The organism is Azohydromonas caseinilytica, assembly GCF_012927045.1.
Taxonomy (GTDB): Bacteria; Pseudomonadota; Gammaproteobacteria; order Burkholderiales; family Burkholderiaceae_C; genus Azohydromonas; species Azohydromonas caseinilytica.
Window position 1 is genome coordinate 64,009 of the sequence record NZ_JABBFW010000002.1, and the last position, 25,965, is coordinate 89,973.

Here is a 25,965-nt window from a genome sequence, read left to right on the forward strand (position 1 = left end):
GCTCACTCCCGGGTGATGCGGTGCTCGCGCACCACCTGGGTCCACAGCGCCTGCTGCTGCCGCAGGAAGGCGGCGGCGGCCTTCTCGTCGCCCGTGAAAACCTCGCCGCCCAGGCTGCGCACGCGCGCCAGCACCTCGGGGTCGGCCATGGCGCTGCGCAGCGCTGCCGCCAATTTCGCGCGCACCGGCGCCGGCGTGGCGGCGGGGGCGAGCACCGGGTTCCACTCCAGCACCTCGTAGCCCTTGAGGCCGGACTCCTCCAGCGTGGGCACCTCGGGCAGGGCGCGGGTGCGCAGCTTGGAGGTGACGGCCAGCGGGCGCAGCCGCCTGCTCTGGATGTGGCCCAGCGCGGAGGCCACGTTGGCGAAGAACAGGGGCACCTGGCCGCCCATCACGTCGGTCATGGCCGGGCCGCCGCCGCGGTAGGGCACGTGGGTGAGATCGACCTTGGCCAGCTGCTCGAACAGCGCGCCGGCCAGGTGCTGTGCCGAGCCGTTGCCGGAGGAGGCGTAGGACAGGCTGTTGGGCCTGGCGCGGGCCAGGCGCAGCACGTCGGCCACCGACTGCGCCTCGAAGCCGGGCGTGCACACCAGCACGTTGGGAAAGGTCGCCAGCACCGCCAGCGGCGCGAAGGCGCTGGCCGGGTCGTAGGGCAGCTTGTCGAACAGCGCCGGGTTGACGGCGTAGTTGGAGGCGTCGAGCAGCAGCATCGAGCCGTCGGGCGTGGCGCGCGCCACCTGCGTCGCGGCGATGGTGCCGCTGGCGCCGGGCTTGTTCTCCACCACCACGGCCTGGCCCAGGGCCTGGGCCAGGCGCGGCGCGATCAGCCGCGCCATCACGTCGGCGCCGCCGCCGGGCGGGTAGCTCACCACCAGGGAAATCGGCTTGCCGCCGGCGATGGCGCCGGCCGCGCGCGACAGGGCGGGCGCGGCCAGCAGGGCGGAGGCAGCCAGCAGGCGCCGGCGCGTCCAGGGAGCAGGGGCAGTCATGTGTTCTCGCTTCGTGCTTTTGAGGCGGCGCTGGGGGAGGGAAAAGCCCGGCTTGGTCCCGTGGCGCCGCAGGCCCGCGGGCCTGCAGCCAGGCCGGGCCAGGGATCAGGTGATGGACACCGTGTAGTGGAAGGCGTTGGCGTCGCCCAGCGTGGTGCGGGCCTCGATGCAGTGCCCGGCCAAGTCGAAGGCCTGGCGCTGCACGCGGGCGCAGGGATGGCCGGGCGGCAGTGCCAGCGCGCGCGCCTGCTCCGCGCCGAGGCTGCCGAAGCCGATGGTGTCCACCGCGCGGTGCACGTGCACGCCGCAGCGCTGGGCGAACAGCGGGTAGAGCAGGTCGCCCCAATCGGCCGGGTCACCCTCGGCCAGCGCCTCGAACAGCGGCAACGGCAGCCAGATCTCTTCGAGCAGACACGGCTGCTGCGCCAGCAGCCGCAACCGGCGCAGCCGCAGCGCCGGCTCGCCCGGGCCCATGCCCAGCGTGCGCGCCACCTCGGCCGGCGCGGGCAGCGTCTCGCGCGCCAGGATGCGCGAGGCCGGCGCCTGCCCGCTGCCGTCGCCGAAGCGGAAGAAGCGCAGCAGCGAGCCGCCGCTGAGCGCCGGCTTCACGAAGGTGCCGCGGCCGTGGACGCGCTCGATGAAGCCCTGTTCCGTCAGCAGCTCCAGCGCGCGGCGCATGGTGCCTAGCGCCACGCCGTGCTCGGCGGCCAGCGTCTGCTCCGCCGGAATGGCCGAGCCCGGCGGCCACTCGCCGGCCACGATGCGCGCGCGCAGCGCCGCGGCCAGCGCGGCATAGCGGCTCTGGCCGGGCTCAGGCTGGATCAGCTGAAGGCGGTCCATGAATTGATCTAGTCCTATAGAGGACTGAAGTATGCCTGCATGAATGCAGGCCCTGACCTGGGGGAACCACGGTAGGCGGTTTCAGGCGCTGTCCGGCGGATGCGGGCAGTGCGCGTGCTGCGCTGCCGTGGCCTGCGGCGGTGTGTGCCGGGCCCCAATGGGCCGCGCGCCCGGTGAGCCGCCGCGGCGGTGCCCAGGCAGCGTGCGGCCCGCTGCGACGTTCCAAGGAGAAACGCCGTGCCGTCCATCGCCCACGTCCTTGTCGCCGCCGGCCTGATCGCGGCCTGTGCCGCTGCCGCCGCCACCGTGGACAACGCCGCGCTGCCCGCGCCGGTGCGGGTGCCGGCGGGGCATGAGCTGCGGCTGTGGTCCATCGGCAAGGGCGAGATCCGCTACGCCTGCCGCCAGGCCGGCGCGGGCGGCCGCTACGCGTGGGTGTCGGGCGCGTCCACGGCGCGGCTCTACGACGTCTACCTGCGCGAGATCGGCTGGTCCTACGCCGGGCCGACCTGGAAGTCGGTGGACGGCTCCAAGGTCACCGGCCGGGCGCTGGCCGTGGCGCCGGCCGGGGCCGGGCACCTGCCGCTGCAGCTGCTGCGCGCCGGCACCGCCTCCGGCCAGGGCACGATGCAGGGCGTGAGCTACATCCAGCGGCTCAACACCCGGGGCGGCGCGGCCCCGGCTCAACCCTGCGACGCCCGCCGCGAGGGACGGGAGCGGGTGGTGGGGTATGAGGCGGACTACGTGTTTTATGGGCGGCGGTGAGGGGGCGTTCCAGACAAACGGATGGAAGGACTCTCAGCTTCTGCTGGCGCGCCTGCGGCGAACGACATTCGGGAACGGGTGAGTCAGGGCGCTATCTGATCCAGTGCTTGGGCGGCGTCGATGATCTGGATGCCTTCGTGGCGGCCCATGGAGAGCAGGTCGGTGTCACCGGAAACGATGGCGTCAGCGTGCGAGGCGACTGCAGCAGCGATGACGTGATCGTCATCCGCATCGTTCGGTACCACGCGCGGCACGGCTTGAGGTTCCACCACTTCGACAGCCTCCACGTAGTCGGACAGCACATCGCGCGCCGACCGCCCAATAAGGGCCAGCCGCTTGGCTATCGATGGTCGGGACAGCACATCGGCCAGTTCCGTGAGCAGCGCCGCACTGCTGTAGAGCTGCACGTCGCCGCGTTGGCGGATGGTTGCGAGCAAGCGGTAAGGCGTGCCGCGCCACAGCAGCGCCGACAGCGCCACGTTGGTGTCAAGAACGATCCGCACCGGCGTCCTGACGAGCGCGGCGTTCGGCCCGTGCAGCTTTCACCTCGATGGCGATGTCTTCCTCGCTGATGGGCTCCGCGCCGCTGGCTTCCAGAGCAGGGGCAATGTCCAGCAGCCGATCCAGCGCCTCACGCTTCCTAGACTTGGCCGCCAGGAATTCGACGAAATCCTCAACCTGCGCCACTTGCTGCGGCGTCAGCGCCCTGATCTTGGAAATCAGGCTTTGTTCTGCTGTTGCATCCATCAGGGACTCCTTTGCCTCGGCGCTCAGCGTACCGAACATGGGCGCAGCAAGGACTTTGTGCGGGTGCGTGTTCTTCGCTACGCCGCTCCTTCTCCCGGCACCCACACCTCGAACACCGCCCCGCTCACGCCGTCCTCCCGGTTCCTGGCCCGCAGCGTCCCGCCGTAGCGCTCGATCAGCCCGTGGCTGATCCACAGGCCTAAACCCGTGCCGTCGTGCTTGGTGGTCATGAAGGGCTGGAACAGGTCGCGCAGCACCTCGGGCGCCAGGCCCGGGCCGCTGTCGGTGACGGACAGCGCCACGCCGTTGCCCTCGTCGCGGCTCGCCAGCAGCAGCTCGCCGCCGGTTCCCATGGCCTGCAGCGCGTTGAGCAGCAGGTTCACCAGCACCTGCTGCAGCTCCTGGCGGTTGATGGACGCGCTGCGCGTGTGCGCCAGCGCCTGCCGCACCCGCACGCCGCTGCGCGCGAGCTGCGGGCCCACCAGCCGCAGGCAGTCCTGCAGCGCCTGCGCCACGTCCACCGCCTGCACGTAGCCGGCGTACTCGTTGGGCCGGGCGAACTGCAGCAGCTGCGCCACGATCAGCCGCATGCGCTCGACCTGCTCGTCAGCCAGCTTCAGCTCGTCGCGCACGCGGTGGGCGTGCTCGCCCAGCAGCTCGCGCATCAGGTCCAGGTTGCCCTGCAGCACGGCAATGGGGTTGTTGACCTCGTGCGCGATGCTGGCCGTGAGCTGGCCGATGGCGGCCATCTTCTCGCTGCGCAGCAGCTGCTGCTGCGCCGCCCGCAGCTCGCGCGTGCGCGCTTCCACCTTGGCGTCGAGCTCGGCATTGGCCTGGCGCAGCGCGCGGGTCTGCCCGTCCACGGTGTCGAGCAGCCCGTCCAGGTGCGCGCCCAGCGCCGCCAGCTCCTCGCTGCTGCCCTGCAGCGGGCCCACGCGGGCCGGCCGCCCGGCCTGCACCTCGTCCATGGTCCGGCCCATGTGCTCCAGCGGCCGGTACAGCGCGCGCGCCTGGCGCAGCGACAGCCACGCCGCCGCGCCCATCACGGCGAAGAACAGCACGCCGATGCCCAGCAGCACGCCGACCTTCAGCCGGTTGAAAGGCTGCTCCAGGAAGCCGACATAGAGCATGCCCACGCGCCGGCCCTGGCCGTCGGCCAGCGGGGCGTAGGCCGAGACGTACCAGTCGTCCACCACGAAGGCGCGGTCCAGCCAAGTGCTGCCGCGGCCCAGCACCGCCTCGCGCACCTCGCGCGACACGCGCGTGCCGATGGCGCGGTGCGCGCCCTGGCCGTCGAAGAGCCGCACGTTGGTGGTGACGCGCAGGTCGTCCAGGAACAGCGTGGCCGTGCCGCGGCTGCCGAAGGGCAAGGCGCCCTCGGGGTAGACAATCTCGTTGACGTGGTCGATGAAGTCCAGGTTGCGGTTGAGCAGCAGTCCGGCCTGCAGATAGGCCTTCACCTGGCCGGCCTCGTCCTGCACCGGCGCGCGCGCCACCAGCACCAGGGCGCGCTCCTCGGTCGCGCGCTCGGTGGGCGCGGCGTTGCGCGTGGGCAGCAGCGGCACGGCCACCCGCGACTGCAGCGCGGGCGCGATCACGGCGAAGTCGCGCGGGTCCAGCACCTCCACCGCCGAGCGCGAGGCCGGCCCGGCGAACCAGGCGGCGCGGCTGTCCATGGGCGGCGGGCCGAAGTCGGTGGCCAGCAGCCGGCCCTCGGCGTCGCGCAGGTTGACGAAGTCCAGCCGCTCGCGCTGCTTGAAGCGCTGCAGCAGCGCGCCGAGCTCGGCCAGGGTGGCGCCGCGCGCCAGGGCCGACTGCAGCGCCTGCGAGTCCGCCAGCGCCGTGGCGTTGGCACCCATCTCCACGCGCACGCGCTCCAGGTAGCCATGGGCCACGGCCAGGTCGGAGCGCACCTTGGTGACCAGCAGCGCGTCCAGCGCGCTGCTGCCCCACCCCGCCAGCGCCAAGCCCAGCAGCGGCAGCGCCACGCCCGCGGGCAGCAGCGCCAGGGTCAGCAGCTGGCGGCGGATGGAGCCGGAGGGGCGCATCAGGAGGCGGCGGCCTGCCACTCCGCACAGCGCCGCTCCAGCGTGCGCCGCGAGATGCCCAGCAGCGCTGCCGCGCGCGTCTTGTCGCCGCCCACGGACTCCAGCACCGACAGGATGTGGCGCCTCTCCAGCGTCTGCAGGTCGGTGGGCGCCGCCGCACCGGCACTGGCATCGCGCGGCTGGGGCACGGGCTCCAGCCCGGGGTAGAGCGCCTGCACGTTGAGCGCGCCCAGGATCAGTGAGCGCTCCACCAGGTTGCGCAGCTCGCGCACGTTGCCCGGCCAGTCGTACTGCTGCAGGTAGGCCATCTGCTCGGCCGTGATCTCGAAGGGCTCCAGCCCCAGCTGCGGCGCCAGCGTGGCAATGAAATGCTGCGCCAGCGCCGGCAGGTCCTCCTTGTGCGCGCGCAGCGGCGGCAGCGTGATCTCCACCACCTGCAGCCGGTAGTACAGGTCCTTGCGGAAGCGCCCGGCGCGCACCTCCTCGGCCAGCGGGCGGTTCGTCGCCGCGACGATGCGCACGTCCACCGGGATCTGCTGCTCGCTGCCCACGGGGCGGATGCGCCGCTCTTCCAGCACGCGCAGCAGCGTGGCCTGCTGCGCCAGCGGCAGCTCGCCGATCTCGTCCAGGAACAGCGTGCCGCCCTGCGCGTAATAGAACAGGCCGTCGCGGTGCCTGGCCGCGCCGGTGAAGGCGCCGCGCGCATGGCCGAACAGCTCGCTGTCTATCAGCTCGGGCGAGAGCGTGGCGCAGTTCACCGGCACGAAGGGCCCGGCCGCGCGCGGGCTGCGCGCATGCAGCGCCAGCGCCGCCAGCTCCTTGCCGGTGCCTGACTCGCCCGACAGCAGCACCGTGCTCGGCACCGCGGCGGCGCGCCGCAGCGCATGCTGCAGTGAAGCCATCGCTGGAGAGTTGCCGATGAAACCATCCAGCGGCGAGGCCGGCCGTTTCTCCGACAACGTGCGCCTGAGCACGAAGTTCTCGCGCGCCAGGCGCGAGCGCTCCAGGCACTGCGCCATGGCATTGAGGATCTGCGCGATGCGGAAGGGCTTGAGGATGAAGTCCGAGGCGCCGGCGCGCAGGGCCTCGATGGCGGTGTCGAGGTCGGCGAAGGCGGTGATGAGGATCACCTCGCCGGAGTGGCCCTGTTCGCGCAGCTCGCGCAGCAGCTCGATGCCGCTCTTGCCCGGCAGCGCGATGTCCAGGATCAGCAGGTCGAAGCGGTGCTGCGCGCACAGCGTGGCGGCCTCCTCGGCGCTGCCCGCGGCCAGCACCTGGCCGCAGCGCGTGGCCAGGGTCTTGGTCAGGAAGCTGCGCATGCCTTCCTCGTCATCGACCACCAGCACGCTGGCCAGCGGCCAGCGCTCGGCGGGAGAGGAGGGCGGGGCGTCAGGAATCACGTCGGAACTGCCAGGAGTGAGAGAGGGAGGAGCCGGGCGGCCGGGCGGGCCACGGGCGGCGGGATTGTAGGAAGGCCCCCCGGAACGGGTAGCCGGGTTTGCCTGCGACCCCAGCGAGCGCCGCGACAAGTTGTCGGGGATTGTCGCGACAAGCTGTCGCGCCGGACTGTCGCCAAGCCGCTTGATCCGGCGCAAGTCATTGATCCGTCACGAAACTCGCCGCGCGCATGTGCTGGAACGGTGCGTGCATGAGGACGTGCCGGCAGGCACGCCGTGGCCCTATGTCTGGCGCTGCCTAAGCCCCCCAGTACCCGCCTGCCGCTGCGCTTCCCCGCGAAGCGCCGCCACCCCGAGACGGCCCAAGCCCGCTGTGCTGCCGGCCGCACCCCTGAAACCGCCGAGGAGAGCCTCATGAGCGAGCCCCAATCCAAACTGTCGCGCCGCCGCGCCCTGGCCGGTGCCGGCACCGCCGGCGCCCTGGCCGCCGCCGTGGCCGTGCTGCCCAAGGGCCAGCCCGCGCCCGCGCCGACGGCTGCTGCGCAGCCCGCCGCCGAGCCCGCCAAGGGCGAGGGCTACCAGGTCACGCCGCACGTGCTGCGCTACTACCAGACCGCGCGCATCTGACCCCCCGGCGTCCCGAGAAGAGGAAAACACCCCATGTTGCTCACGCGCAAGAGCGCCGCGCCGGCCGCTGCCGCCGGCCCATCGTCGTCGGGCCTGGTCTCCAGCCTGACCCGCGGCATCGACGCCTTCAACCGCCGCGCCATCGGCACCCTGGACCGCCGCGCCTTCCTGCGCCGCTCGGGCCTGGGCGTGGGCGCCGGCATCGCCGCCTCCCAATTGAGCCTGGTGCAGAAGGCCCAGGCTTCCGACAAACCCGCCGCCGTGGCCGACGGCAGCCGCAAGGTCGAAGTGAAGCGCACCGTGTGCGGCCACTGCTCGGTGGGCTGCGCGGTGGACGCCGTGGTCGAGAACGGCGTGTGGGTGCGCCAGGAACCGGTGTTCGATTCGCCCATCAACATGGGCGCGCACTGCGCCAAGGGCGCCGCGCTGCGCGAGCACGGCCACGGCGAGTACCGGCTGAAGTACCCGATGAAGCTGGTGGACGGCAAGTACCAGCGCATCAGCTGGGACCAGGCCCTGAGCGAGATCAGCGCCCGCATGCTGGAGCTGCGCAAGCAAAGCGGCCCGGACGCGATGTACGTGGTGGGCTCGTCCAAGCACAACAACGAGCAGGCTTACCTGCTGCGCAAGTGGATGAGCCTGTGGGGCAGCAACAACTGCGACCACCAGGCGCGCATCTGCCACTCCACCACCGTCGCGGGCGTCGCGAACACGTGGGGCTACGGCGCGATGACCAACTCCTACAACGACATGCAGAACGCCAAGGCGGCGCTCTACATCGGCTCCAACGCCGCGGAAGCGCACCCGGTGTCGATGCTGCACCTGCTGCATGCCAAGGAGAACGGCTGCAAGGTGATCGTGGTCGATCCGCGCTTCACCCGCACCGCGGCCAAGGCCGACGAGTACGTGCGCATCCGCTCGGGCACCGACATCGCGTTCCTGTTCGGCGTGATGCATCACATCTTCAAGAACGGCTGGGAGGACCAGCAGTACCTGCACGACCGCGTCTACGGCATGGACAAGGTGCGCGAGGAGGTGCTGAGCAAGTGGACGCCGGAGAAGGTGCAGGAGGTCTGCGGCGTTGACGGCGAAACCACCTACAAGGTCGCCAGGACGCTGGCCGAGAACCGCCCCGGCACCATCGTGTGGTGCATGGGCCAGACCCAGCACAGCATCGGCAACGCCATCGTGCGCGCCTCGTGCCTGCTGCAGCTGGCGCTGGGCAACGTGGGCAAGAGCGGCGGCGGCACCAACATCTTCCGCGGCCACGACAACGTGCAGGGGGCCACCGACGTGGGCCCCAACCCCGACTCGCTGCCCGGCTACTACGGCCTGGCCGAGGGCGCGTGGAAGCACTTCGCCAAGGTCTGGGGCCTGGACTTCGAGGACATCAAGCAGCGCTATGCCCCGGGGATGCTGACCAAGCCCGGCATCACCGTGTCGCGCTGGATCGACGGCGTGCTGGAGAAGAACGAGCTCATCGACCAGGACGCCAACCTGCGCGGCGTGATCTTCTGGGGCCACGCGCCCAACTCCCAGACCCGCGGCCTGGAGATGAAGCGGGCCATGGACAAGCTGGACCTGCTGGTCGTGATCGACCCCTTCCCCAGCGCCACCGCCGGCATGGCGGCCATGCCCGGCCGGGCCGAGGACGCCAACCCCAACCGCGCCGTGTACCTGCTGCCGGCCACCACGCAGTTCGAGACCAGCGGCTCGTGCACCGCCTCGAACCGCTCCATCCAGTGGCGCGAGAAGGTCATCGAGCCGCTGTGGGAAAGCCGCACCGACCACATGATCATGGCCCAGCTCGCCGACAAGCTGGGCTTCGGCAAGGAGTTCACCCAGGGCTACAAGATGGTCCGGGGCAAGGGCGGCATGCTGGAGCCCGAGACCGAGTCGGTGCTGCGCGAGATCAACCGCGGCGTGTGGACCATCGGCTACACCGGCCAGAGCCCCGAGCGCCTCAAGGCCCACATGCGCAACATGCACGTCTTCGACGTGAAGACGCTGCGCGCCAAGGGCGGCACCGACAAGGAAAGCGGCTACAGCCTCGACGGCGACTATTTCGGCCTGCCCTGGCCCTGCTTCGGCACGCCCGAGCTCAAGCACCCGGGCTCGCCCAACCTCTATGACACCAGCCGGCATGTCATGGACGGTGGCGGCAACTTCCGCGCCAACTTCGGCGTGGAGCGCGACGGCGTGAGCCTGCTGGCCGAGGACGGCTCGCACTCCAAGGGCGCCGACATCACCACCGGCTACCCCGAGTTCGACCACCTGTTGCTCAAGAAACTGGGCTGGTGGGGCGAGCTCACCGAGGCCGAGCAGAAGGCCGCCGAGGGCAAGAACTGGAAGACCGACCTCTCCGGTGGCATCCAGCGCGTGGTCATGAAGAACCACGGCTGCCACCCCTTCGGCAACGCCAAGGCGCGCGCCGTGGTTTGGAACTTCCCCGACCCGATCCCGCAGCACCGCGAGCCGATCTTCTCGAACCGGCCGGATCTCATTGCGAAATACCCGACGCACGACGACAAGAAGGCCTTTTGGCGCCTGCCCACGCTCTACAAGAGCGTGCAGGAGAAGAACAAGGACATCGGCCAGCGCTTCCCGCTGATCATGACCAGCGGCCGGCTGGTCGAGTACGAGGGCGGCGGCGAGGAGACGCGCTCCAACCCGTACCTGGCCGAGCTGCAGCAGGAGATGTTCGTCGAGCTCAATCCCAAGGCCGCCAACGACCGTGGCATCCGCAACGGCGAGTACGTGTGGGTGAGGACGCCGCCGATGGAAGCGGTGCCGGGCTTCAAGGGCATCCGCGTCAAGGCGCTGGTGACCGAGCGCGTGAACCACGAGACGGTCTTTCTGCCCTTCCACTTCTCCGGCCGCTGGGGCGGCCAGGACCTGGCGGCCTACTACCCGCAGGGCGCCATGCCCATCGTGCGCGGCGAGGCGGTCAACACCGCCACGACCTACGGCTACGACAGCGTGACCATGATGCAAGAGACCAAGACGACGCTCTGCCAGATCGAGCGCGCCTGAAGCTTGAAGCCGCTGAAAGAGACAAGGACCTGACATGGCCCGAATGAAATTCCTGTGCGACGCCGAGCGTTGCATCGAGTGCAACAGCTGCGCGACCGCCTGCAAGGCCGAGCACGAAGTGCCCTGGGGCGTGAACCGCCGCCGCGTGGTCACGCTCAACGACGGCGTGCCCGGCGAGAAGAGCATCTCCGTGGCGTGCATGCACTGCTCGGACGCGCCGTGCATGGCGGTGTGCCCGGTGGACTGCTTCTACCGCACCGACGAGGGCGTGGTGCTGCACGACAAGGACGTGTGCATCGGCTGCGGCTACTGCTCCTATGCCTGCCCCTTCGGCGCGCCGCAGTTCCCCACCAACGGCACCTTCGGCCTGCGCGGCAAGATGGACAAGTGCACCTTCTGCGCCGGCGGCCCCGAGGCCAACGGCTCCGAAGCCGAGTTCGAAAAGTACGGGCGCAACCGCCTGTCGGAAGGCAAGCTGCCGATCTGCGCCGAGATGTGCTCGACCAAGGCGCTGCTGGGCGGCGATGGCGACGTGGTGGCGGACATCTTCCGCACCCGCGTAGTGCAGCGCGGCAAGGGCAGCGAGGTCTGGGGCTGGGGCACCGCTTACGGCAAGCCCGCGCAGCCGCAATCCGGCAGCGGCGCGGTCAAACCCGAGCCGGTGAAGGCGGAGGTGAAGTCGTGATCGCGCGTTTCATCCTTATCGCCGCGGCCTCGGTTGCCCTGGGCGCCTGCGGCGAGCGCTCGCAGGCGCTGGACGTCAAGGTGGTGAAGTCCGACCAGCCGGCCTTCCAGGGCGGCGATGCCCGCTTCAGCGCTCAGGGCTGGGCCGCCGGCGAGCGCGCGGGCTGGGAACAGCAGCTGCGCACCCGCGCCCAGGGCCAGAACGAGTATTCGCGCGCGCCCGCCGCGGTGCCGCAGTGACTTTCCGAGGAGCAGCCATGCGAGGCTTGATCCCCAAACTCCTGCTGGCCGTGGCGCTGGCCGGTGCCGGCGTGCCGGTGCTGGCGCAGTCGGCGCCGCCGGCGGGCTCGATCGCACCGGCGGCACCGGCCCAGCCGCGTGCCGACGAAACCAACGCCGAGCGCGCCAGGAGCCAGCCCGGCAACAATGCGCCGCTGTGGCGCGCCGTGCGCGAGAGCGGCGTGGTGGAGGGCACGACCACGCTGCCCGGCGTGGAGAAGGGCGTGCTGATCCAGCGCTTCACGCAGTACCCGGGCTCGGCGCATACCAACGCCGGCGAGGCCTGGCGCCAGGTGCGCAACCGCTGGCTCATTCCCTACGGCGGCGCGCTGCTGCTGGTCGTGGTGGTAGCCATCGGGCTGTTCTACTGGCGCCGCGGCCCGATGGGCCATGACGACCACGCGCCCGCGACCATCGAGCGCTTCACGCCGCTGGAGCGCGCGGCGCACTGGGTCAACGCCGGCGCGTTCTGCCTGCTGGCGATCTCCGGCATCGTGATGGCCTTCGGCAAGTTCTTCCTGCTGCCCGTGCTGGGCACGGCGCTGTTCGGCTGGCTCACCTACGCGCTCAAGACCGCGCACAACTTCGCCGGGCCGGCCTTTGCCGTGTCGATGCTGGTGATGCTGCTCATGTTCGCGCGCGACAACTGGCCCAAGGCCTGGGACCTGCAGTGGGCGCTCAAGGGCGGCGGCCTGTTCACCGGCCGGCACGTGCCCTCGCACCGCTTCAATGCCGGCGAGAAGACGCTGTTCTGGGTCGGCATGTTCTGGCTGGGCCTGACCGTGGTGGGCTCGGGGCTGGTGCTGGACAAGCTCATTCCCGACATGGACTACACCCGCGGCCAGATGCAGGTGGCGCACCTGGTGCACGCCGTCTCGACCATCCTGATGATGTGCCTGTTCCTGGGCCACATCTACATGGGCTCGATCGGCGTGAAGGGCGCCTACCGCGCCATGCGCAGCGGCTACGTCAGCGAGGACTGGGCCCGCGAGCATCACGAGCTCTGGTACGACGACGTCAAGGCCGGGAAGATCCCCGCGCAGCGCTCCGGCGCCGCCACGCCGCGCCCGACCATCGCCACGCCCCGCGCCTGAGCCGGGCAGGAGACAAGAGAACCATGAAGCAACTCTCCCGTTCCGCCGTGCTCGCCGCGGTGGCGCTCCTGGGCGGCACCGCGTTCGCGAAGCTGCCACCGCTGTCCGACGAGGCCAAGGCCAAGGCCGAGGAGGCCAAGGCCAAGACGGCCTGGAGCGACAAGGTCGCCGCGTATCAGCTGTGCAAGGCCAGCGACCGCGTGGCCGCGCGCACCCTGGTCGAGCAGAAGAAGGCCGGCAAGCCGGTGGGCGAGGTGGTGGCGACGCCGCCCTGCGCCGACCCCGGCCCCTTCGTCTACCCGCCGCCCGAAACCGCCGCGGCGCCGGCCGCGCCCACGACGGCTGCCGCCACGCCCGCCGCCCCGATGCCCGTCAAGAAGCCCTGACTCGCAAGGCCCCGTACCATGGCTGCCGTGCAAGCCTTGTCTGACATCCTGCTGCTGCCGCGCCTGACCAACACCGGCGCGGCGCTCACGCGCGAGGTCGAGGTGCTGGACGAGTACGGACAGCGTCGCGTCATCCACATTCCCAACGAGCGTGCGCTGACCGTGTTCGTGGACCGGCGCGAGCTGGTCACGCTCATGACGCTGGGCGCCGCGCCCGAGCTGCTGGTGCTGGGCTACCTGCGCAACCAGCGCCTGGTGGGCTCGGTGGCGGAGGTGGACTCCGTCACGGTGGACTGGGAAGTGAACGCCGCCGCCGTGAAGACGCGCGCCGGGGTGCAGGACTTCGAGCGCAAGACGGCGCGGCGCATCGTCACCACCGGCTGCGGCCAGGGCACGGTGTTCGGCGACGCGATGGCGCAGTTCGACGAGCTGCGGCTGCCCTCGGCGGCGCAGGCGCGCATCCGGCAGTCCACGCTCTCGGCCATGCTGGAGCGCATGCGCCAGATCCAGCTGGAGAGCATCCACCGCAAGGCCGGCTCGGTGCACGGCTGTGCGCTGTTCCGCGGCAGCGAGCTGCTGTACTTCATCGAGGACGTGGGCCGCCACAACGCCATCGACTCGATTGCCGGCTGGATGTGGATGAACGGCGTGGACGGGGCGGACAAATGCTTCTACACGACCGGGCGCCTGACCAGCGAGATGGTGATGAAGGCGGCGCAGATGGGCGTGCCCATCGTGGTGAGCCGCAACGGCGTGACGCAGATGGGCCACGAGCTGGCGACGCGGCTGGGCATGACGCTGTTCGGGCGCGCGGCGAACCGGCACTTCCTCTGCTACACGGGCTTCGAGCGCTTTGACGCCGAGCCGGAGCCCGCGCCGCCGGTGGCGCGGGTGGTGCGGTCGAGTTGAGGTGTTGTCCCGCAGGATTGAAAAAGCCCGGCGCTGCTGGGCTTTTTCTTGGGCATCTGGTTCAGGTGCCTTCGGCCCAGTTCTCCAGCTTCAGCCCCGGGATGCGGCTGAACTCGCGCAGGTTGTTGGTGACCAGCGTCGCATCGAGCGCCAGTGCGTGGGCCGCGATCAGCATGTCGAGCGGACCAATCATCTGGCCGGCACGCTCCAGCGCGACACGCTCGCGTGCATAGACCTCCCGGACCGCAGCGTCGAGCGGCAACACGTCGAAGGCGTTCAGGAACTCCCCGATCAGCGTCGCGTATTGGTGCGCGGATGCACGCACCGCGCCGACCTGCAGTTCCAGAGCGGTGATGACGGACAGCGCCACACCCTCAGCCTCGACCCGCGCCAGTTGCTCGTACACCTTGGGAGGTCGGCGGCGGATGATGTAGACGCGGATGTTGGTGTCGAGCAGCCGCATCACTCATGCCCGGGCTGCTTGGGCGTCTCGAAACCCTGCTCGTCCCACCACGAGGCATCGCGTTCCAGCGAACCCTGCTCGGGGCGCTCGAACTCGCTGGTGTCGCCAGCTTTTTCCAGGATCTGCCGAATGCGCTCGCCGAGGTTGGCGCGGGGCTTGGGGCGCAAGATGACCGCGCCGTCGGGAGCCCGCTCGATCGTCACCTCGTCGGTATCGAAGCGGTAGGCCTTGGGCAGCCGCACCGCCTGGCTGCGTCCGGTCATGAAAACTTTGGCAGTGTCCATCAGGGGTGTCCGTTGGTAGATATCGCTGCCGGATATTAGGCAACGCCTTATCGCGTCGGGGCGGGCAAAGTCCCTGCTGACAGGCACAAAAAAGCCCGGTCAAGCCGGGCTTTCGTCATTCGGAGCGGGAGGCCGCTCAGGCCAGGCGCTGCTTGTGCCACTCGATCTGCGCGCGCACCTGCACCGGGGCCGTGCCGCCGAGCACCTGGCGCGCCTGCAGCGAGCCGCGCAGGGTCAGCACCTCGTAGACGTCCTCGCCGATGGCGGCGTGGAACTGCTGCAGCACCTCCAGCGGCAGCTCCGACAGGTCCACGCCGCGCTGCAAGCCGACCTTCACCGCGTGCGCCACCACCTCGTGCGCGTCGCGGAAGGGCAGGCCCTTCTTCACCAGGTAGTCGGCCAGGTCGGTGGCGGTGGCGTAGCCGCGGCGCGCGGCGCTCTCCATCGCCTCGGGCTTCACCAGGATGCCTTCCACCATCTCGGCCATGATGCGCAGCGTGTCGCGCAGCGTGTCCACGGCGTCGAACAAGGGCTCCTTGTCCTCCTGGTTGTCCTTGTTGTAGGTGAGGGGCTGGCCCTTCATCAGCGTCAGCAGGGCGGTCAGATGACCGTACACCCGTCCCGTTTTGCCGCGCGCCAGCTCAGCGACATCGGGATTGCGCTTCTGCGGCATGATCGAGCTGCCCGTGCAATAGCGGTCGGCCAGGTCGATAAATGCAAAATTCTGGCTCATCCACAGCACGATCTCTTCGGCCAGGCGCGAGACGTGCATCATCGCGATGGCCGCGAAGGCCGTGAACTCGATGGCGAAGTCGCGGTCGCTCACGGCGTCCAGGCTGTTCTGCGTCACGGCCTCGAAGCCCAGCAGCTGGGCCACCATCTCGCGGTCCAGCGGGTAGCTGGTGCCGGCCAGCGCCGCGGAGCCCAGCGGCAGGCGGTTCACGCGCTTGCGCAGGTCGGCCAGGCGCTCGGCGTCGCGCGCGAACATCTCCACGTAGGCCAGCATGTGGTGCGCGAAGCTCACCGGCTGAGCCACCTGCATGTGCGTGAAGCCGGGCAGGATGGTGTCCACGTTCTTCTCGGCCACGCTCACCAGCGCGCGCTGCATGGCGGCCAGCAGCGGCTGGAGCTGGTCGATCTCGCCGCGCAGCCACAGCCGCACGTCGGTGGCAACCTGGTCGTTGCGGCTGCGACCGGTGTGCAGCCGCTTGCCGGCGTCGCCCACCAGCTGCGTCAGGCGTGCCTCGATGTTGAGGTGCACGTCCTCCAGGTCCAGCTTCCACTCGAAAGTGCCGGCCTCGATCTCGGCGCGGATCTGCGCCATGCCGCGGCGGATGTCGGCCAGGTCCTGCTCGCCGATGATCCCTTGCGCCTGCAGCATGGCCGCGTGCGCGAGGCTGCCCTCGATGTCGGCCTGCCACAGCCGCTTGTCGAAATCGACGCTGGCCGTGTAGCGCTTGACCAGCTCGCTCATCGGCTCGGAAAAGAGGGCGGACCAGGCTTGCGCCTTCTTGTCGAGTTGGTTGGAGGACATGATGGAATGCGGTTGGATTGGGCCGCAGCGGCGGCGCCGTGGGCGGAACCCGCCATTTTATCGGCGCGCCCCTGGCCGCCCTGGACGGTCGCCCGGCCCGCGCGGCAGCCATCGCTGCGCAGCCGGCGCTGGTGACCAAGGCCACAGGGCTCGACGGCATGGGCCCGTTACAGTTGCGGCCAAGCCCCACTCCAAGCTTGCCGATGCGGACGCAGCACTTCCAGAAGGCCTGTCTGGTCCTGGCCGTCGGCCTGGCCGCCTGCGGCCCGGCCAAGACGCCATCGAGAGCGTCCGCCCAGGCCACTGCTTCAACGGCTTCGGCGCCCGGTGCATCGGCGGCGTCCGCCACGGCCCCTCCGGCGGCGCTGCCCGCCGAGATCACCGCGTTCCGCGCCCGGCGCGATGCCTGTGACCATTTCCGGGGCGAGGAAGCCTACGACGCCCAGCGGGCTGCATTTCTGCAGGCCCAGCTGAAGAAGCACTGCACCGGCACCGATCGCGAACTGGCCGATCTGCGCCGGCGCTACGCCAGTGACGCCAATGCCCTGGCGGCGCTGAAGGACTACGAAGACCAGGTCGAGTAGCGAGGAGAGGCAGCATGAGCGAAATCACCCATTCGGTCGGCAGCGAAGGCGTCAACCACGAGGCGGACGTGCGCACGGTGCAGCAACTGCTCAACGCGCAGGCGCAGCGCTTCGGGCTTGTGCCCTTGCCTGTGGACGGCCAGGTCAGCGACGAGCTGATCAACGCCATCCGCCTGTTCCAGCGCAAGGTGCTGGGCGCCAAGACCGGGGACGGACGCGTGGACGTGGGCGGCCGTACCTGGCAGGCGTTGACCATGCCGGCCGGCACTGCAACCGGTGCCGCTCTCAGCGGCGCCCAGTGGTGGCATGCGAACCAGGCCCGGTTTCCGAACAGCAACCGCGTCGCCGATCTCGAGCCGGGCTTCGCTGCCAAGGTGACGGCCTTCCTCAAGGCCTTGCAGGCGGCGGGCGCTTCGGTCGATGTGAGCGCCACGCGCCGCAACCACACCCGCGCCTACCTGATGCACTACAGCTGGAAGGTGGCCAAGGGCGTGGTCAAACCCGGCGAGGTGCCGCCCGAGCCGGGCTGCGACATCGTGTGGGACCACGGCAACGATGCGAAGTCGAGGAAGGCCGCGCAGGAGATGGTGGACCTGTTCGAGCTGGTGTTTCAGCCCTCGTTGACCTCGCGGCACATCCAAGGCCTGGCGATCGACATGAGCATCCGCTGGCCGGGAACGATCACGGTGAAGACCGCCGCCGGCGCAGCGGTGGCGCTGTCGAGCCCGCGCGACGGCTCGAACACCGCGCTGCACAAGGTAGGCGCCGGCTACGGCGTGATCAAGCTGCTGTCGGACCCGCCGCACTGGTCCAGCGACGGCCATTGAGCGCGGCCGCGGCCCCCGCCGAGCCGCGGCTCGGCCCTCGCGTCAGCCCGTGTTGCGCAGCCCCGCCGCCACGCCGTTGATCGAGATGTGGATGCCGCGCTTCAGGCGCTCGTCGTTGTGCTCGGCCTCGCGGCGCCAGCGCCGCATCAGCTCCACCTGCAGGTGGTTGAGCGGATCGAGGTACGGGAAGCGGTGCTCGATGGAGCGCGCCAGCGCCGGGTTGCTGGCCAGGCGCTGCGACTGCCCGGTGATGAGGTTGAGCGCGTCGTAGGTGCGCTGCCACTCGGCCTCGATGGCGGCGAAGATCTTCTTGCCCAGCCGCTTGTCCTCCACCAGGTCCACGTAGCGCCGCGCGATCCCGAGGTCGCTCTTGGCCAGCACCATGTCCAGGTTGGACAGCAGCGTGCTGAAGAAGGGCCACTGCTTGTGCATGCGCCGCAGCAGCGCCAGGCGCCTGGCGCGCTCGGCCTCGTCCTCGCCCAGGAAGGCCTCCACGCCGGAGCCGAAGCCGGCCCAGCCCGGCAGCGCCACGCGGCACTGGCCCCAGCTGAAGCCCCAGGGAATGGCGCGCAGGTCCTCGATGGCGCGCGTGGCCTTGCGCGAGGCCGGGCGCGAGCCGATGTTGAGCTCGGCGATCTCGCGGATGGGCGTGGCGGCGAAGAAGTAGTCGGCAAAGCCCGGGGTGTCGTACACCAGGTGCCGGTAGGCGTCGAAGCTGGCCTGGCTCAGCTCGGCCGCGGCCTGCAGGAAGGCTTTGCTGGCCCCTTTGGTCGGGTGCAGCAGGGTCGCTTCGAGCGTGGCGGCAACCAGCGTCTCCAGGTTGCGGCGGCCGATCTCGGGGTTGGCGTACTTGGAGGCGATGACCTCGCCCTGCTCGGTGAGGCGGATCTGCCCGTTCACCGTGCCCGGGGGCTGCGCCAGGATGGCCTGGTAGCTGGGGCCGCCGCCGCGGCCCACCGTGCCGCCGCGGCCGTGAAACAGGCGCAGCGTCAGGCCCTGCTGCTCGCGCAGCGGCCCGAACAGCTCCACCAGCGCGGTCTCGGCCTGGTACAGCTCCCAGTTGCTGGTGAAGAAGCCGCCGTCCTTGTTGGAGTCGCTGTAGCCCAGCATCACGTCCTGCTCGGCGCCGGAGCGCTTGAGCATGTCCAGCACGCCGGGCAGCGCCAGGTACTCGCTCATGATGGGCGCGGCGCGGCGCAGGTCGCCGATGGTCTCGAACAGCGGGCTGACGATGAGGTCCACCGCCGCATCCTCGGCCAGCAGGCCGCGCAGCAGGCCGGTTTCCTTCTGCAGCAGCAGCACTTCGAGCAGGTCGCTGACCTCCTCGGTGTGGCTGATGATGTAGTGGCGCAGCGCCGCCGCGCCGAAGGTCCGGCGCATCTGGCGCGCCGTCTCGAACACCGCCAGCTCGCTGCAGGTCCAGGGCGAGTACTCGTGGCCCATGACGCGCAGCGGCCGCGCGTCATTGAGCAGCTTCAACAGCAGCTCGCGCTTGGCGGCCTCGTCCAGCCCGGAGTAATCGCTCTCCAGGCGCGCCACCTGCAGCAGCTCGGCAATCACGGCTTCGTGCTGGTCGGAGCTCTGGCGCAGGTCCACGGTGGCGAGATGGAAACCGAAGACCTGCACCGCGCGCATCAGCGGCGCCAGGCGCGGGCCGATCAGCGCCTCGGCGTGGTGGGTGTGCAGCGAGTCCTCGATCACGCGCAGGTCGCCCAGGAACTCCTCGGCGCTGAGGTAGGGGTTCTGCGGCGCCACGGCGTGGCGCAGCGCCTCGGTGCCGGTGAGCTCGTGCAGCGTGGCGGCCAGCCGCGCGTACATGCCCGTGAGCGCGCGGCGGTAGGGCTCGTCCTCGCGGTGCGGGTTGTGGTCGGGCGAGCGCTCGGCCAGCTCCAGCATCTCGGCCGACACCGGGGCGAGCATCTGCGAGGTGGACAGCTCCGCGCCGAGCTCGTGCACCTCCACCAGGTAGTGGCGCAGCGCCACCTCGGCCTGGCGCGCCAGGGCCAGCTTCAGCGTCTCGGCCGTGACGTTGGGGTTGCCGTCACGGTCGCCGCCGATCCAGTTGCCCATGCGCAGGAAGTTGCCCACCGCGTAGCCGGGCAGCATGTGCTCGATCTCGCGGTACAGGCGCGGGATCTGGCGCAGGAAGGTGGTGCGGTAGTAGGAGAGGGCGTTGTCGATCTCGTCGGCGACGGTGAGCTTGGTGTAGCGCAGCATGCGCGTCTGCCACAGCTGCGTGATGCGCCCGCGCAGCAGCGCCTCGTTCTCGTCCCGCTCGCGCGGCGTGCCCAGGTGGTCGCGCACCGCCACCAGGTCGGCGATGGCGCGCTCGGCGTCGAGGATGCTCTTGCGCTGCACTTCCGTCGGGTGCGCGGTGAGCACCGGCGAGACGTAGGCGTGCTCCAGCATGCGGGCGATGTCCTCGGCGCGCACGTCGGCGCCGGAGAGTTTCTCGAAGCTCGCGGCCAGCGAGCCTTCGTGGGCCGGGTGGTGGCCCTGCGCGGCCAGGCGCTCGTGGAACTCGCGCCGGCGCACGTGGTGGCGGTCCTCGGCGATGTTGGCCAGGTGCGAGAAGTAGCTGAAGGCGCGGATGACGCTGACCGTCTGCTCCGACGACAGGTTCTTGAGCAGCCGGTCCAGGCTCTTGCCGGCGTTGGCGTCGTTCTTGAGCCGGTAGGCCACCGAGAGCTGGCGCACGCGCTCGATGAGGTCGAAGGCGGCGGCGCCCTCGTGTTCGCGAATCACCTCGCCCAGCAGCCGCCCCAGCAGGCGGATGTCCTCCACCAGCGGGCGGTTTTTCTCAGCGGCGTCGTCAGCGGGAGCAGGGCGGCGTGGCATGGGTATGGGCTCGCGAAAAAGCAAAAGCGCTGATGCTAAGGGTTGCGCGAGCCGTGCCCTTTTCACGCTCGCGCCCGGGGCGCCAAAAGGGGCTGGAGCGGGCGCCGATAATCCCGGCCCATGAACGAATCTCTGATCATCGCCACGCGCGAGAGCCGCCTGGCGCTGTGGCAGGCCGAGCATGTGCGCGCGCTGCTGCAGCAGCGCCTGGGTGCCACCGTGACCCTGCTGGGCATGACCACGCGCGGCGACCAGATCCTGGACCGCACGCTGTCCAAGGTCGGCGGCAAGGGCCTGTTCGTCAAGGAGCTGGAAACGGCGCTGGAAGAGGGCCGCGCGCACCTGGCGGTGCACTCGCTCAAGGACGTGCCGATGGTGCTGCCCGAGGGCTTCGCTTTGGCGGCGATCCTGGAGCGCGAGGACCCGCGCGACGCGTTCATCTCCAACCGCTTCGACAACCTGGACGCCCTGCCGCAGGGCGCGCGCGTGGGCACCTCCAGCCTGCGCCGCGTGGTGCAGCTGCGCGCGCTGCGGCCGGACCTGCGCATCGAGCCGCTGCGCGGCAACCTCGACACGCGGCTGCGCAAGCTCGACGAGGGCCAGTTCGATGCCATCGTGCTGGCCGCCGCGGGCCTCAAGCGCCTGGAGCTGGCGCACCGCATCCGCTCGGTGTTCGATGAGAAGCAGATGATCCCGGCCGCGGGGCAGGGGGCGCTGGGCATCGAGGTGCGCAGCGACAACGCGGCATTGATCCAGCAGCTGGCCGGCTTCATCGACCGGCCGACCTGGCTGGCCACCATCGCCGAGCGCGCCGTCTCGCGCGCGCTGGGCGGCAGCTGCAGCATGCCGCTGGCCGCGCACGCCACCTGGACCGGCGGCGAAATGCACATCGACGTGCTCATCGGCGAGGACGTGGCCGACGGCACGGCCCGCGCACCGCTGCGCGCGCAACTGCAGTCTCCCGTCGCCGACGCGGCCCAGGCCGAGGCGCTGGGCGCGCAGGCCGCGCAGGCGCTGCAGCAGCAGGGCGCGGCCGATTACCTGAAGGCGACGCACTGAGCGCCGCCGTGCCGTCCTTGCGCGTGCTGGTGACGCGCCCGCAGCCCCAGGCCGACGAGTGGGTGCGGCGGCTGCGCGGCGCCGGCTTCGACGCCGCGGCGCTGCCGCTGCTGCACATCGACGCGGTGGCGCCGGGGCCGTTGCGCGACGCCTGGCAGGAGCTCGCCGGCGCCAGCATCGATGCGGTCATGTTCGTCAGCCCCAATGCCGTGAGCCGGTTCTTCGCGGCGCGGCCGGCGGGCCTGGCCTGGCCGGCATCGGTGTGGGCCGCCGCGCCGGGGCCGGGCACGGCGCAGGCGCTGGTCGATGCCGGCGTGCCGGCCGAGCGCGTGCTGCAGCCCGATGCGGCATCGGAACGCTTCGATTCCGAGTCGCTGTGGGCACACATGCAGAGCTTGCCCTGGGCCGGCCGGCGCGTGCGCGTGGTGCGCGGCGAGGGCGGGCGCGACTGGCTCGCGCAGCGGCTGCTGGAGGCCGGCGCGCGGGTGGACTTCCTCCAGGCCTACGGCCGCGGCGCGCCGCGGCTCGATGCCGCGCAGCAGGCGCTGCTGCACGAGGCCCTGTCTCGGGCCCCTCACTTCATCTGGTTGTTCAGCAGCTCGGAGGCCGTGGGCCACCTGCCGGCGCTGGCGCCGGGCGCGGACTGGTCGCGCTCGCAGGCGCTGGCCTCGCATCCGCGCATTGCGCAGGCGGCGCGGGAGCTCGGCATTGGCCGGGTCGATGCCGTGTCGCCCGCTTTCGACGCCGTCTGTGCCGCGCTCCGGGACGCTGAAACCCGCTGCCTACAATCGCCGCGACCGTGAATCAAGCCGCTTCCTCCGCCGCTCCGCCGCCTTCGGCGCCTTCAACCTCCCGCCGCGACGCATTGCGCAACTGGGCGCTGATCGTGGCCTCGGTCGTGGCCTTGGGCGCGCTGGGCGTGGGCTGGAACACCCAGCAGCGCCTGCGTGTGCTGGAAAAGGAGCTGGTCAAGCGCCAGCAGGACAGCCAGGGCGAGGCGGCGCAGGCGCTGCTGCTGGCCAAGCAGGCGCAGGACGCCTCGCGCGAGGCCGGCGCGCGCGTGGCGCTGCTGGACGCGCGCGTGTCCGAGGCGGCGCTGCAGCGCACGCAGATCGAGGACCTGATCCAGTCGCTGGCGCGCTCGCGCGACGAGAACGTGGTGGCCGACGTCGATGCCGCGCTGCGCGTGGCGCTGCAGCAAAGCGCCATCACCGGCAGCACCGAGCCGCTGCTGCAGGCGCTGCAGCAGGCCGACGACCGGCTGGCGCGCTACAACCAGCCACGGCTGGAGCGCGTGCGCCGGGCGCTGGCGCGCGACCTGGACCGCGTCAAGGCCGTGGGCGTGAGCGACCTCTCCAGCCTGACGCTGCGGCTCGATGAGCTGGTGCGCCTGGTGGACGAGCTGCCGCTGCTGGCCGCCACCGAGTCGCGCCGCGCACCCTCGGCAGCGCCGCGTGGCGCGTCGGCCCCGGAGGCCGGCGCTTCCGGCGCCTCGTGGAACGACCATCTCGTGGCCTGGTGGGATGCCTGGCCGGTGCGGCTGTGGGAGGAGATGCGCTCACTGGTGCGCGTGGCGCGCGTGCAGCAGCCCGAGGCGCTGCTGCTGGCGCCGGAGCAGATGTACTTCCTGCGCGAGAACCTCAAGCTGCGGCTGCTCAATGCGCGGCTGGCGCTGCTGTCGCGCCAGTACGCCACGGCGCAGGCGGACCTACGTGACGCCCAGGCGGCGCTGGAGCGCTACTTCGACCCGGCCTCGCGCCGCGTGCAGGTGGCTTCGGAGCTGCTGAAGCAGGTGGCGTCGCAGGCGCGCCAGGTGTCGCTGCCGCGGCCGGACGAGACGCTGGCGGCGCTGGCCGCGGCGGCGGCGGGCCGCTGATGCGCAGCGTCATCTGGCTGGTGCTGCTGTTCGTGGCCGCCGTGGTGGCCGCGATCACGCTGGGTGCCAACGACGGGCTGGTCTCGCTGTACTGGCGCGGCTGGCGCGTGGACCTCTCGCTCAACCTGTTCCTGCTGGCGCTGCTGGCCGGCGGCGCGGTGCTGGTGTCGGCCCTGCAGGCGCTGCGCGCGCTCACCGGGCTGCCGCAGCGCGCCCGGGAGTGGCGGGCCCTGCGCCGCGAGCGCGCCGCGCAGGCCGCGCTGCGGCTGGCGCTGGCGGAGTTCCTGGCCGCGCGCTACACCCGGGCGCAGAAGGCGGCGCAACGCGCCCTGGCGCTGCGCGAGGCCACGCCCGAGGGTGGCGAGCAGGAGCTGGCGCTGCTGTCGCACCTGCTGGCCGCGGCCAGCGCCCACCGTCTGCAAAACCGCACCGAGCGCGACGAGCAGCTGCGCCAGGTCCTGGCCACGCGCCGCGGCGGCGTGGCGCGCCCGGGCGACGATGCCGCTCTGTTGCTGGCGGCGGAATGGGCGCTGGACGACCGCGACGCCACGCAGGCGCTGTCGCTGCTGTCGGAACTGCCTCCGGGCACGGCGCGGCGCACGCAGGCGCTGCGGCTGCGTCTGCAGGCCCAGCGCCTGGCGCAGCAGCCGCTGCAGGCCCTGCCCACGGCGCGCCTGCTGGCCAAGCACCAGGGCTTCTCGGCACTGGCGGCGCAGGGGCTGCTGCGCTCGCTGGCGTTCCAGGCGCTGGAGCAGGCGCATGACCTGGACCAGCTGGAGCAGGTCTGGCAGAGCCTTGATCCGTCCGACCGGCGCGATCCCTTCGTCGCGGCGCGCGCGGCGCAGCATGCAGCGTCGCTCGGGGCGCATGGTGACGCCCGCGGCTGGCTGCGGCCGCTGTGGGAGCGTCTGGACGAGCTGAGCCCGGAAGAGCGCGAGCAGATCGCCCTGGCCTTGCTGCAGGCGCTGCCGGGCATCGGCGCGGACTGGCTGCCGCGGCTGGAGTCGGCGCTGCAGGCTTACCCGCAGGAGCCGGCCGTGGTGGTGGTCGCCGGCGCCGCCTTTGCCGAACGCCAGCTCTGGGGCAAGGCGCGGCGACCGCTGGAGCAGTCGGCGCGGGATGCGCGGCTCGCGTCCATGGCCCGGCGCCGGGCTTGGCGCACGCTGGCGCAGCTCGCGCGCGAGGAGGGCGACCAGGACCGCGCCCATGAATGTCATGAATTTGCAGCGGCCCTTGATTGATCCGCAAAACCTAGTATAGAATTCAAGGCTTCGCGCGGCTGTAGCTCAGTTGGATAGAGTACTTGGCTACGAACCAAGGGGTCGTGGGTTCGAATCCTGCCAGCCGCGCCAACAACAAGAAGCCCGTTGCCCGCTTCAAGAACAAGAGCAACGGGACGTTTGCAGAAACCAAGCCTCAAGCTGGTTTTTGTTTTTCAGATGCCTCGCTGGGCGTCGTCGAGCTGCAACCCGCAACGATTGCAGCAGCCGACAAAAATAATCGGCTTTGAACGTGCAAGCGCTCAAATGCAGGTTATACTAGCGGGCTCGCAGCGGCTGTAGCTCAGTTGGATAGAGTACTTGGCTACGAACCAAGGGGTCGTGGGTTCGAATCCTGCCAGCCGCGCCAAACAGACAAGGGCCAGCACGAAAGTGCTGGCCCTTTTGTCGTTCTGGGCCTGCTCCGGGCTCCTTCGCGGCACCAGCCTCGGGCACCTGCATTGCTGACTTGAAGGCATTCGCTCAATGCGAGGAGAGCCTCATGAAAGAGATTCAGGACAACGGCCCCCAGGACCAGATCCAGGGCATCTACCGCCAGCTCAAGAAGGGCCTGGGGCGGGAACTGGTGGATGACGAGAACGTCTCCGCCCTCATCGAGCTGGCCGCCCGCGACGGCGAGCAGGTGCTGGAGCAGGAATTGCGGGAATGGCAGGCTCCCTGCGGCACAGGAGGGGATGCCAGCCCCGGCGGACTCCATCACCTCGCGCCCAATCCCGGCTTCAACAAGCTCAACGCCAAGCACTGAACGAGCCGGAGGCCCTGGCCGGACCGGGGCCTGAAACCGCCGTCGCAGGGACGGCGGTCCGGCACCGTACCCTGAGGGACTGTGTGGCGGCGCCACAATCGCGCCATGAGCAAGGCATTCACGAAGGAAAGCGACAGCGACGAGGACGACGATCTGGTGCTGCCGCCGCTGCCCGGGGGCGGACGCAACTACATGACGCCGCAGGGCTACGCGCGGCTGCGCGCGGAACTGCTGCAGCTGATCGACGAGGAGCGTCCCAAGACGGTCGAGGTGGTGTCCTGGGCGGCCAAGAACGGCGACCGCTCCGAGAACGGCGACTACCTCTACGGCAAGAAGCGGCTGCGCGAGATCGACCGCCGCATCCGCTTCCTGACCAAGCGGCTGGACGTCGCCGAGGTCGCCGACCCGTCGCTGCACCACGGCTCGGACCAGGTGTTTTTCGGCGCCACCGTCACCTACGCCGACGCGCAGGGCGAGGAGCACACCATCACCATCAAGGGCATCGACGAAGTCGACAGCCTGCGCGGCGAGGTCAGCTGGATCGCGCCGATCGCGCGCGCGCTGCTCAAGGCGCGCGTGGGCGATGAGGTGCAGTTCATGTCGCCCGGTGGCCTTCAGGTGCTGGAAGTGCTGGAAGTGCACTACCCCGAGCCGGGCCACGCTTGAGTGAGCGGCGG

The 25,965-nt window shown here is 70.7% G+C and carries 27 protein-coding genes and 2 tRNA genes; 19 read left to right on the forward strand and 10 right to left on the reverse strand.

The window, feature by feature from the left end:
* Positions 1 to 2: 2 nt before the first annotated feature.
* A complete protein-coding gene (locus tag HHL10_RS03410) occupies positions 3 to 989 on the reverse strand; it encodes a tripartite tricarboxylate transporter substrate binding protein (protein WP_169158951.1) in 987 nt (328 codons plus the stop codon).
* Positions 990 to 1,094: 105 nt separating this feature from the next.
* Entirely contained in the window at positions 1,095 to 1,829 is a 735-nt protein-coding gene (locus HHL10_RS03415) for a GntR family transcriptional regulator (RefSeq protein WP_169158952.1), read from the reverse strand.
* 237 nt (positions 1,830 to 2,066) lie between these two features.
* On the opposite strand from HHL10_RS03415, the gene HHL10_RS03420 reads away from it, so the two are divergent.
* Positions 2,067 to 2,594, forward strand: a complete 528-nt coding sequence (locus HHL10_RS03420; RefSeq protein WP_169158953.1) for a DUF3455 domain-containing protein — start codon at positions 2,067 to 2,069, stop codon at positions 2,592 to 2,594.
* An 83-nt stretch (positions 2,595 to 2,677) separates the two neighbouring features.
* Here HHL10_RS03420 and HHL10_RS03425 read toward each other — a convergent pair whose 3' ends face one another.
* The 4 genes from HHL10_RS03425 to HHL10_RS03440 are packed head-to-tail and all read right to left on the reverse strand — an operon-like array spanning position 2,678 to position 6,789.
* Positions 2,678 to 3,097 carry a putative toxin-antitoxin system toxin component, PIN family gene (locus HHL10_RS03425; protein WP_169158954.1) on the reverse strand — a complete coding sequence of 140 codons (420 nt, stop codon included), beginning with the start codon at positions 3,095 to 3,097 and terminating at the stop codon, positions 2,678 to 2,680.
* On the reverse strand, positions 3,081 to 3,380 hold the full coding sequence (locus tag HHL10_RS03430) for a hypothetical protein (RefSeq protein WP_169158955.1): 300 nt from the start codon (positions 3,378 to 3,380) through the stop codon (positions 3,081 to 3,083). Before HHL10_RS03430 ends, HHL10_RS03425 begins: the two co-directional genes overlap by 17 nt.
* A gap of 38 nt (positions 3,381 to 3,418) precedes the next feature.
* Positions 3,419 to 5,389, reverse strand: a complete 1,971-nt coding sequence (locus HHL10_RS03435) for a sensor histidine kinase (protein ID WP_169158956.1) — start codon at positions 5,387 to 5,389, stop codon at positions 3,419 to 3,421.
* On the reverse strand, positions 5,389 to 6,789 hold the full coding sequence (locus HHL10_RS03440) for a sigma-54-dependent transcriptional regulator (RefSeq protein ID WP_310734514.1): 1,401 nt from the start codon (positions 6,787 to 6,789) through the stop codon (positions 5,389 to 5,391). Before HHL10_RS03440 ends, HHL10_RS03435 begins: the two co-directional genes overlap by 1 nt.
* A gap of 411 nt (positions 6,790 to 7,200) precedes the next feature.
* Between HHL10_RS03440 and HHL10_RS03445 the strand changes: the two genes are divergently transcribed.
* Genes HHL10_RS03445 through HHL10_RS03475 form a run of 7 tightly spaced genes read left to right on the forward strand, consistent with a single transcriptional unit; the run spans position 7,201 to position 13,798 of the window.
* On the forward strand, positions 7,201 to 7,413 hold the full coding sequence (locus HHL10_RS03445; protein ID WP_169158957.1) for a twin-arginine translocation signal domain-containing protein: 213 nt from the start codon (positions 7,201 to 7,203) through the stop codon (positions 7,411 to 7,413).
* Positions 7,414 to 7,446: 33 nt separating this feature from the next.
* Entirely contained in the window at positions 7,447 to 10,446 is a 3,000-nt protein-coding gene (locus tag HHL10_RS03450; RefSeq protein ID WP_169158958.1) for a formate dehydrogenase subunit alpha, read from the forward strand.
* Positions 10,447 to 10,480: 34 nt separating this feature from the next.
* The gene (gene fdh3B, locus HHL10_RS03455) at positions 10,481 to 11,131 is read left to right on the forward strand and encodes a formate dehydrogenase FDH3 subunit beta (RefSeq protein WP_169158959.1); all 651 of its coding nucleotides are present in this window, start codon (positions 10,481 to 10,483) and stop codon (positions 11,129 to 11,131) included.
* A complete protein-coding gene (locus tag HHL10_RS03460) occupies positions 11,128 to 11,370 on the forward strand; it encodes a hypothetical protein (RefSeq protein WP_169158960.1) in 243 nt (80 codons plus the stop codon). The genes fdh3B and HHL10_RS03460 overlap by 4 nt, the downstream gene beginning before the upstream one ends.
* A gap of 17 nt (positions 11,371 to 11,387) precedes the next feature.
* The gene (locus HHL10_RS03465) at positions 11,388 to 12,503 is read left to right on the forward strand and encodes a formate dehydrogenase subunit gamma (RefSeq protein WP_169158961.1); all 1,116 of its coding nucleotides are present in this window, start codon (positions 11,388 to 11,390) and stop codon (positions 12,501 to 12,503) included.
* 23 nt (positions 12,504 to 12,526) lie between these two features.
* Positions 12,527 to 12,889: a hypothetical protein gene (locus tag HHL10_RS03470; protein ID WP_169158962.1), complete on the forward strand. Its 363-nt coding sequence runs from the start codon at positions 12,527 to 12,529 to the stop codon at positions 12,887 to 12,889.
* An 18-nt stretch (positions 12,890 to 12,907) separates the two neighbouring features.
* On the forward strand, positions 12,908 to 13,798 hold the full coding sequence (locus HHL10_RS03475) for a formate dehydrogenase accessory sulfurtransferase FdhD (protein ID WP_169158963.1): 891 nt from the start codon (positions 12,908 to 12,910) through the stop codon (positions 13,796 to 13,798).
* Positions 13,799 to 13,859: 61 nt separating this feature from the next.
* Here the strand turns inward: HHL10_RS03475 and HHL10_RS03480 are convergent, their stop codons facing one another.
* From HHL10_RS03480 to argH, 3 genes are all read right to left on the reverse strand, one after another.
* Positions 13,860 to 14,261 carry a type II toxin-antitoxin system VapC family toxin gene (locus tag HHL10_RS03480; protein ID WP_169158964.1) on the reverse strand — a complete coding sequence of 134 codons (402 nt, stop codon included), beginning with the start codon at positions 14,259 to 14,261 and terminating at the stop codon, positions 13,860 to 13,862.
* On the reverse strand, positions 14,261 to 14,545 hold the full coding sequence (locus HHL10_RS03485; RefSeq protein WP_169158965.1) for an antitoxin: 285 nt from the start codon (positions 14,543 to 14,545) through the stop codon (positions 14,261 to 14,263). Before HHL10_RS03485 ends, HHL10_RS03480 begins: the two co-directional genes overlap by 1 nt.
* 136 nt (positions 14,546 to 14,681) lie before the next feature.
* Positions 14,682 to 16,079, reverse strand: coding sequence for an argininosuccinate lyase (gene argH, locus HHL10_RS03490; RefSeq protein ID WP_169158966.1), 1,398 nt, complete (start codon positions 16,077 to 16,079; stop codon positions 14,682 to 14,684).
* Between the two features lie 38 nt (positions 16,080 to 16,117).
* Here argH and HHL10_RS03495 point away from each other — a divergent pair, with 38 nt between their 5' ends.
* Both HHL10_RS03495 and HHL10_RS30160 read left to right on the forward strand, forming a co-directional pair.
* The gene (locus HHL10_RS03495; protein ID WP_169158967.1) at positions 16,118 to 16,663 is read left to right on the forward strand and encodes a hypothetical protein; all 546 of its coding nucleotides are present in this window, start codon (positions 16,118 to 16,120) and stop codon (positions 16,661 to 16,663) included.
* 14 nt (positions 16,664 to 16,677) lie between these two features.
* Complete coding sequence (locus tag HHL10_RS30160; protein WP_205832899.1) at positions 16,678 to 17,490, forward strand: peptidoglycan-binding domain-containing protein; 813 nt, start codon at positions 16,678 to 16,680, stop codon at positions 17,488 to 17,490.
* A gap of 42 nt (positions 17,491 to 17,532) precedes the next feature.
* Here the strand turns inward: HHL10_RS30160 and ppc are convergent, their stop codons facing one another.
* Positions 17,533 to 20,328 (reverse strand): phosphoenolpyruvate carboxylase, encoded by a 2,796-nt coding sequence (gene ppc, locus HHL10_RS03505; RefSeq protein ID WP_169158968.1) that lies wholly within the window; start codon positions 20,326 to 20,328, stop codon positions 17,533 to 17,535.
* Between the two features lie 120 nt (positions 20,329 to 20,448).
* Here ppc and hemC point away from each other — a divergent pair, with 120 nt between their 5' ends.
* From hemC to greB, 9 genes are all read left to right on the forward strand, one after another.
* The gene (gene hemC / locus HHL10_RS03510) at positions 20,449 to 21,387 is read left to right on the forward strand and encodes a hydroxymethylbilane synthase (RefSeq protein WP_169158969.1); all 939 of its coding nucleotides are present in this window, start codon (positions 20,449 to 20,451) and stop codon (positions 21,385 to 21,387) included.
* A gap of 8 nt (positions 21,388 to 21,395) precedes the next feature.
* Entirely contained in the window at positions 21,396 to 22,190 is a 795-nt protein-coding gene (locus tag HHL10_RS03515; RefSeq protein WP_310734515.1) for a uroporphyrinogen-III synthase, read from the forward strand.
* Positions 22,191 to 22,273: 83 nt separating this feature from the next.
* Positions 22,274 to 23,263: a uroporphyrinogen-III C-methyltransferase gene (locus HHL10_RS03520; RefSeq protein ID WP_310734516.1), complete on the forward strand. Its 990-nt coding sequence runs from the start codon at positions 22,274 to 22,276 to the stop codon at positions 23,261 to 23,263.
* Positions 23,263 to 24,504, forward strand: a complete 1,242-nt coding sequence (locus HHL10_RS03525; protein ID WP_169158970.1) for a heme biosynthesis HemY N-terminal domain-containing protein — start codon at positions 23,263 to 23,265, stop codon at positions 24,502 to 24,504. Before HHL10_RS03520 ends, HHL10_RS03525 begins: the two co-directional genes overlap by 1 nt.
* 34 nt (positions 24,505 to 24,538) lie before the next feature.
* Positions 24,539 to 24,615 (forward strand) — tRNA-Arg (locus HHL10_RS03530).
* Positions 24,588 to 24,773 (forward strand): hypothetical protein, encoded by a 186-nt coding sequence (locus HHL10_RS03535; RefSeq protein WP_169158971.1) that lies wholly within the window; start codon positions 24,588 to 24,590, stop codon positions 24,771 to 24,773. The genes HHL10_RS03530 and HHL10_RS03535 overlap by 28 nt, the downstream gene beginning before the upstream one ends.
* Positions 24,774 to 24,815: 42 nt before the next feature.
* A tRNA-Arg gene (locus tag HHL10_RS03540) sits at positions 24,816 to 24,892 on the forward strand.
* Positions 24,893 to 25,024: 132 nt separating this feature from the next.
* Positions 25,025 to 25,288 (forward strand): hypothetical protein, encoded by a 264-nt coding sequence (locus HHL10_RS03545; RefSeq protein WP_169158972.1) that lies wholly within the window; start codon positions 25,025 to 25,027, stop codon positions 25,286 to 25,288.
* Positions 25,289 to 25,393: 105 nt separating this feature from the next.
* Positions 25,394 to 25,954 (forward strand): transcription elongation factor GreB, encoded by a 561-nt coding sequence (greB, locus tag HHL10_RS03550; protein WP_169158973.1) that lies wholly within the window; start codon positions 25,394 to 25,396, stop codon positions 25,952 to 25,954.
* The last annotated feature ends 11 nt before the right edge of the window (positions 25,955 to 25,965 follow it).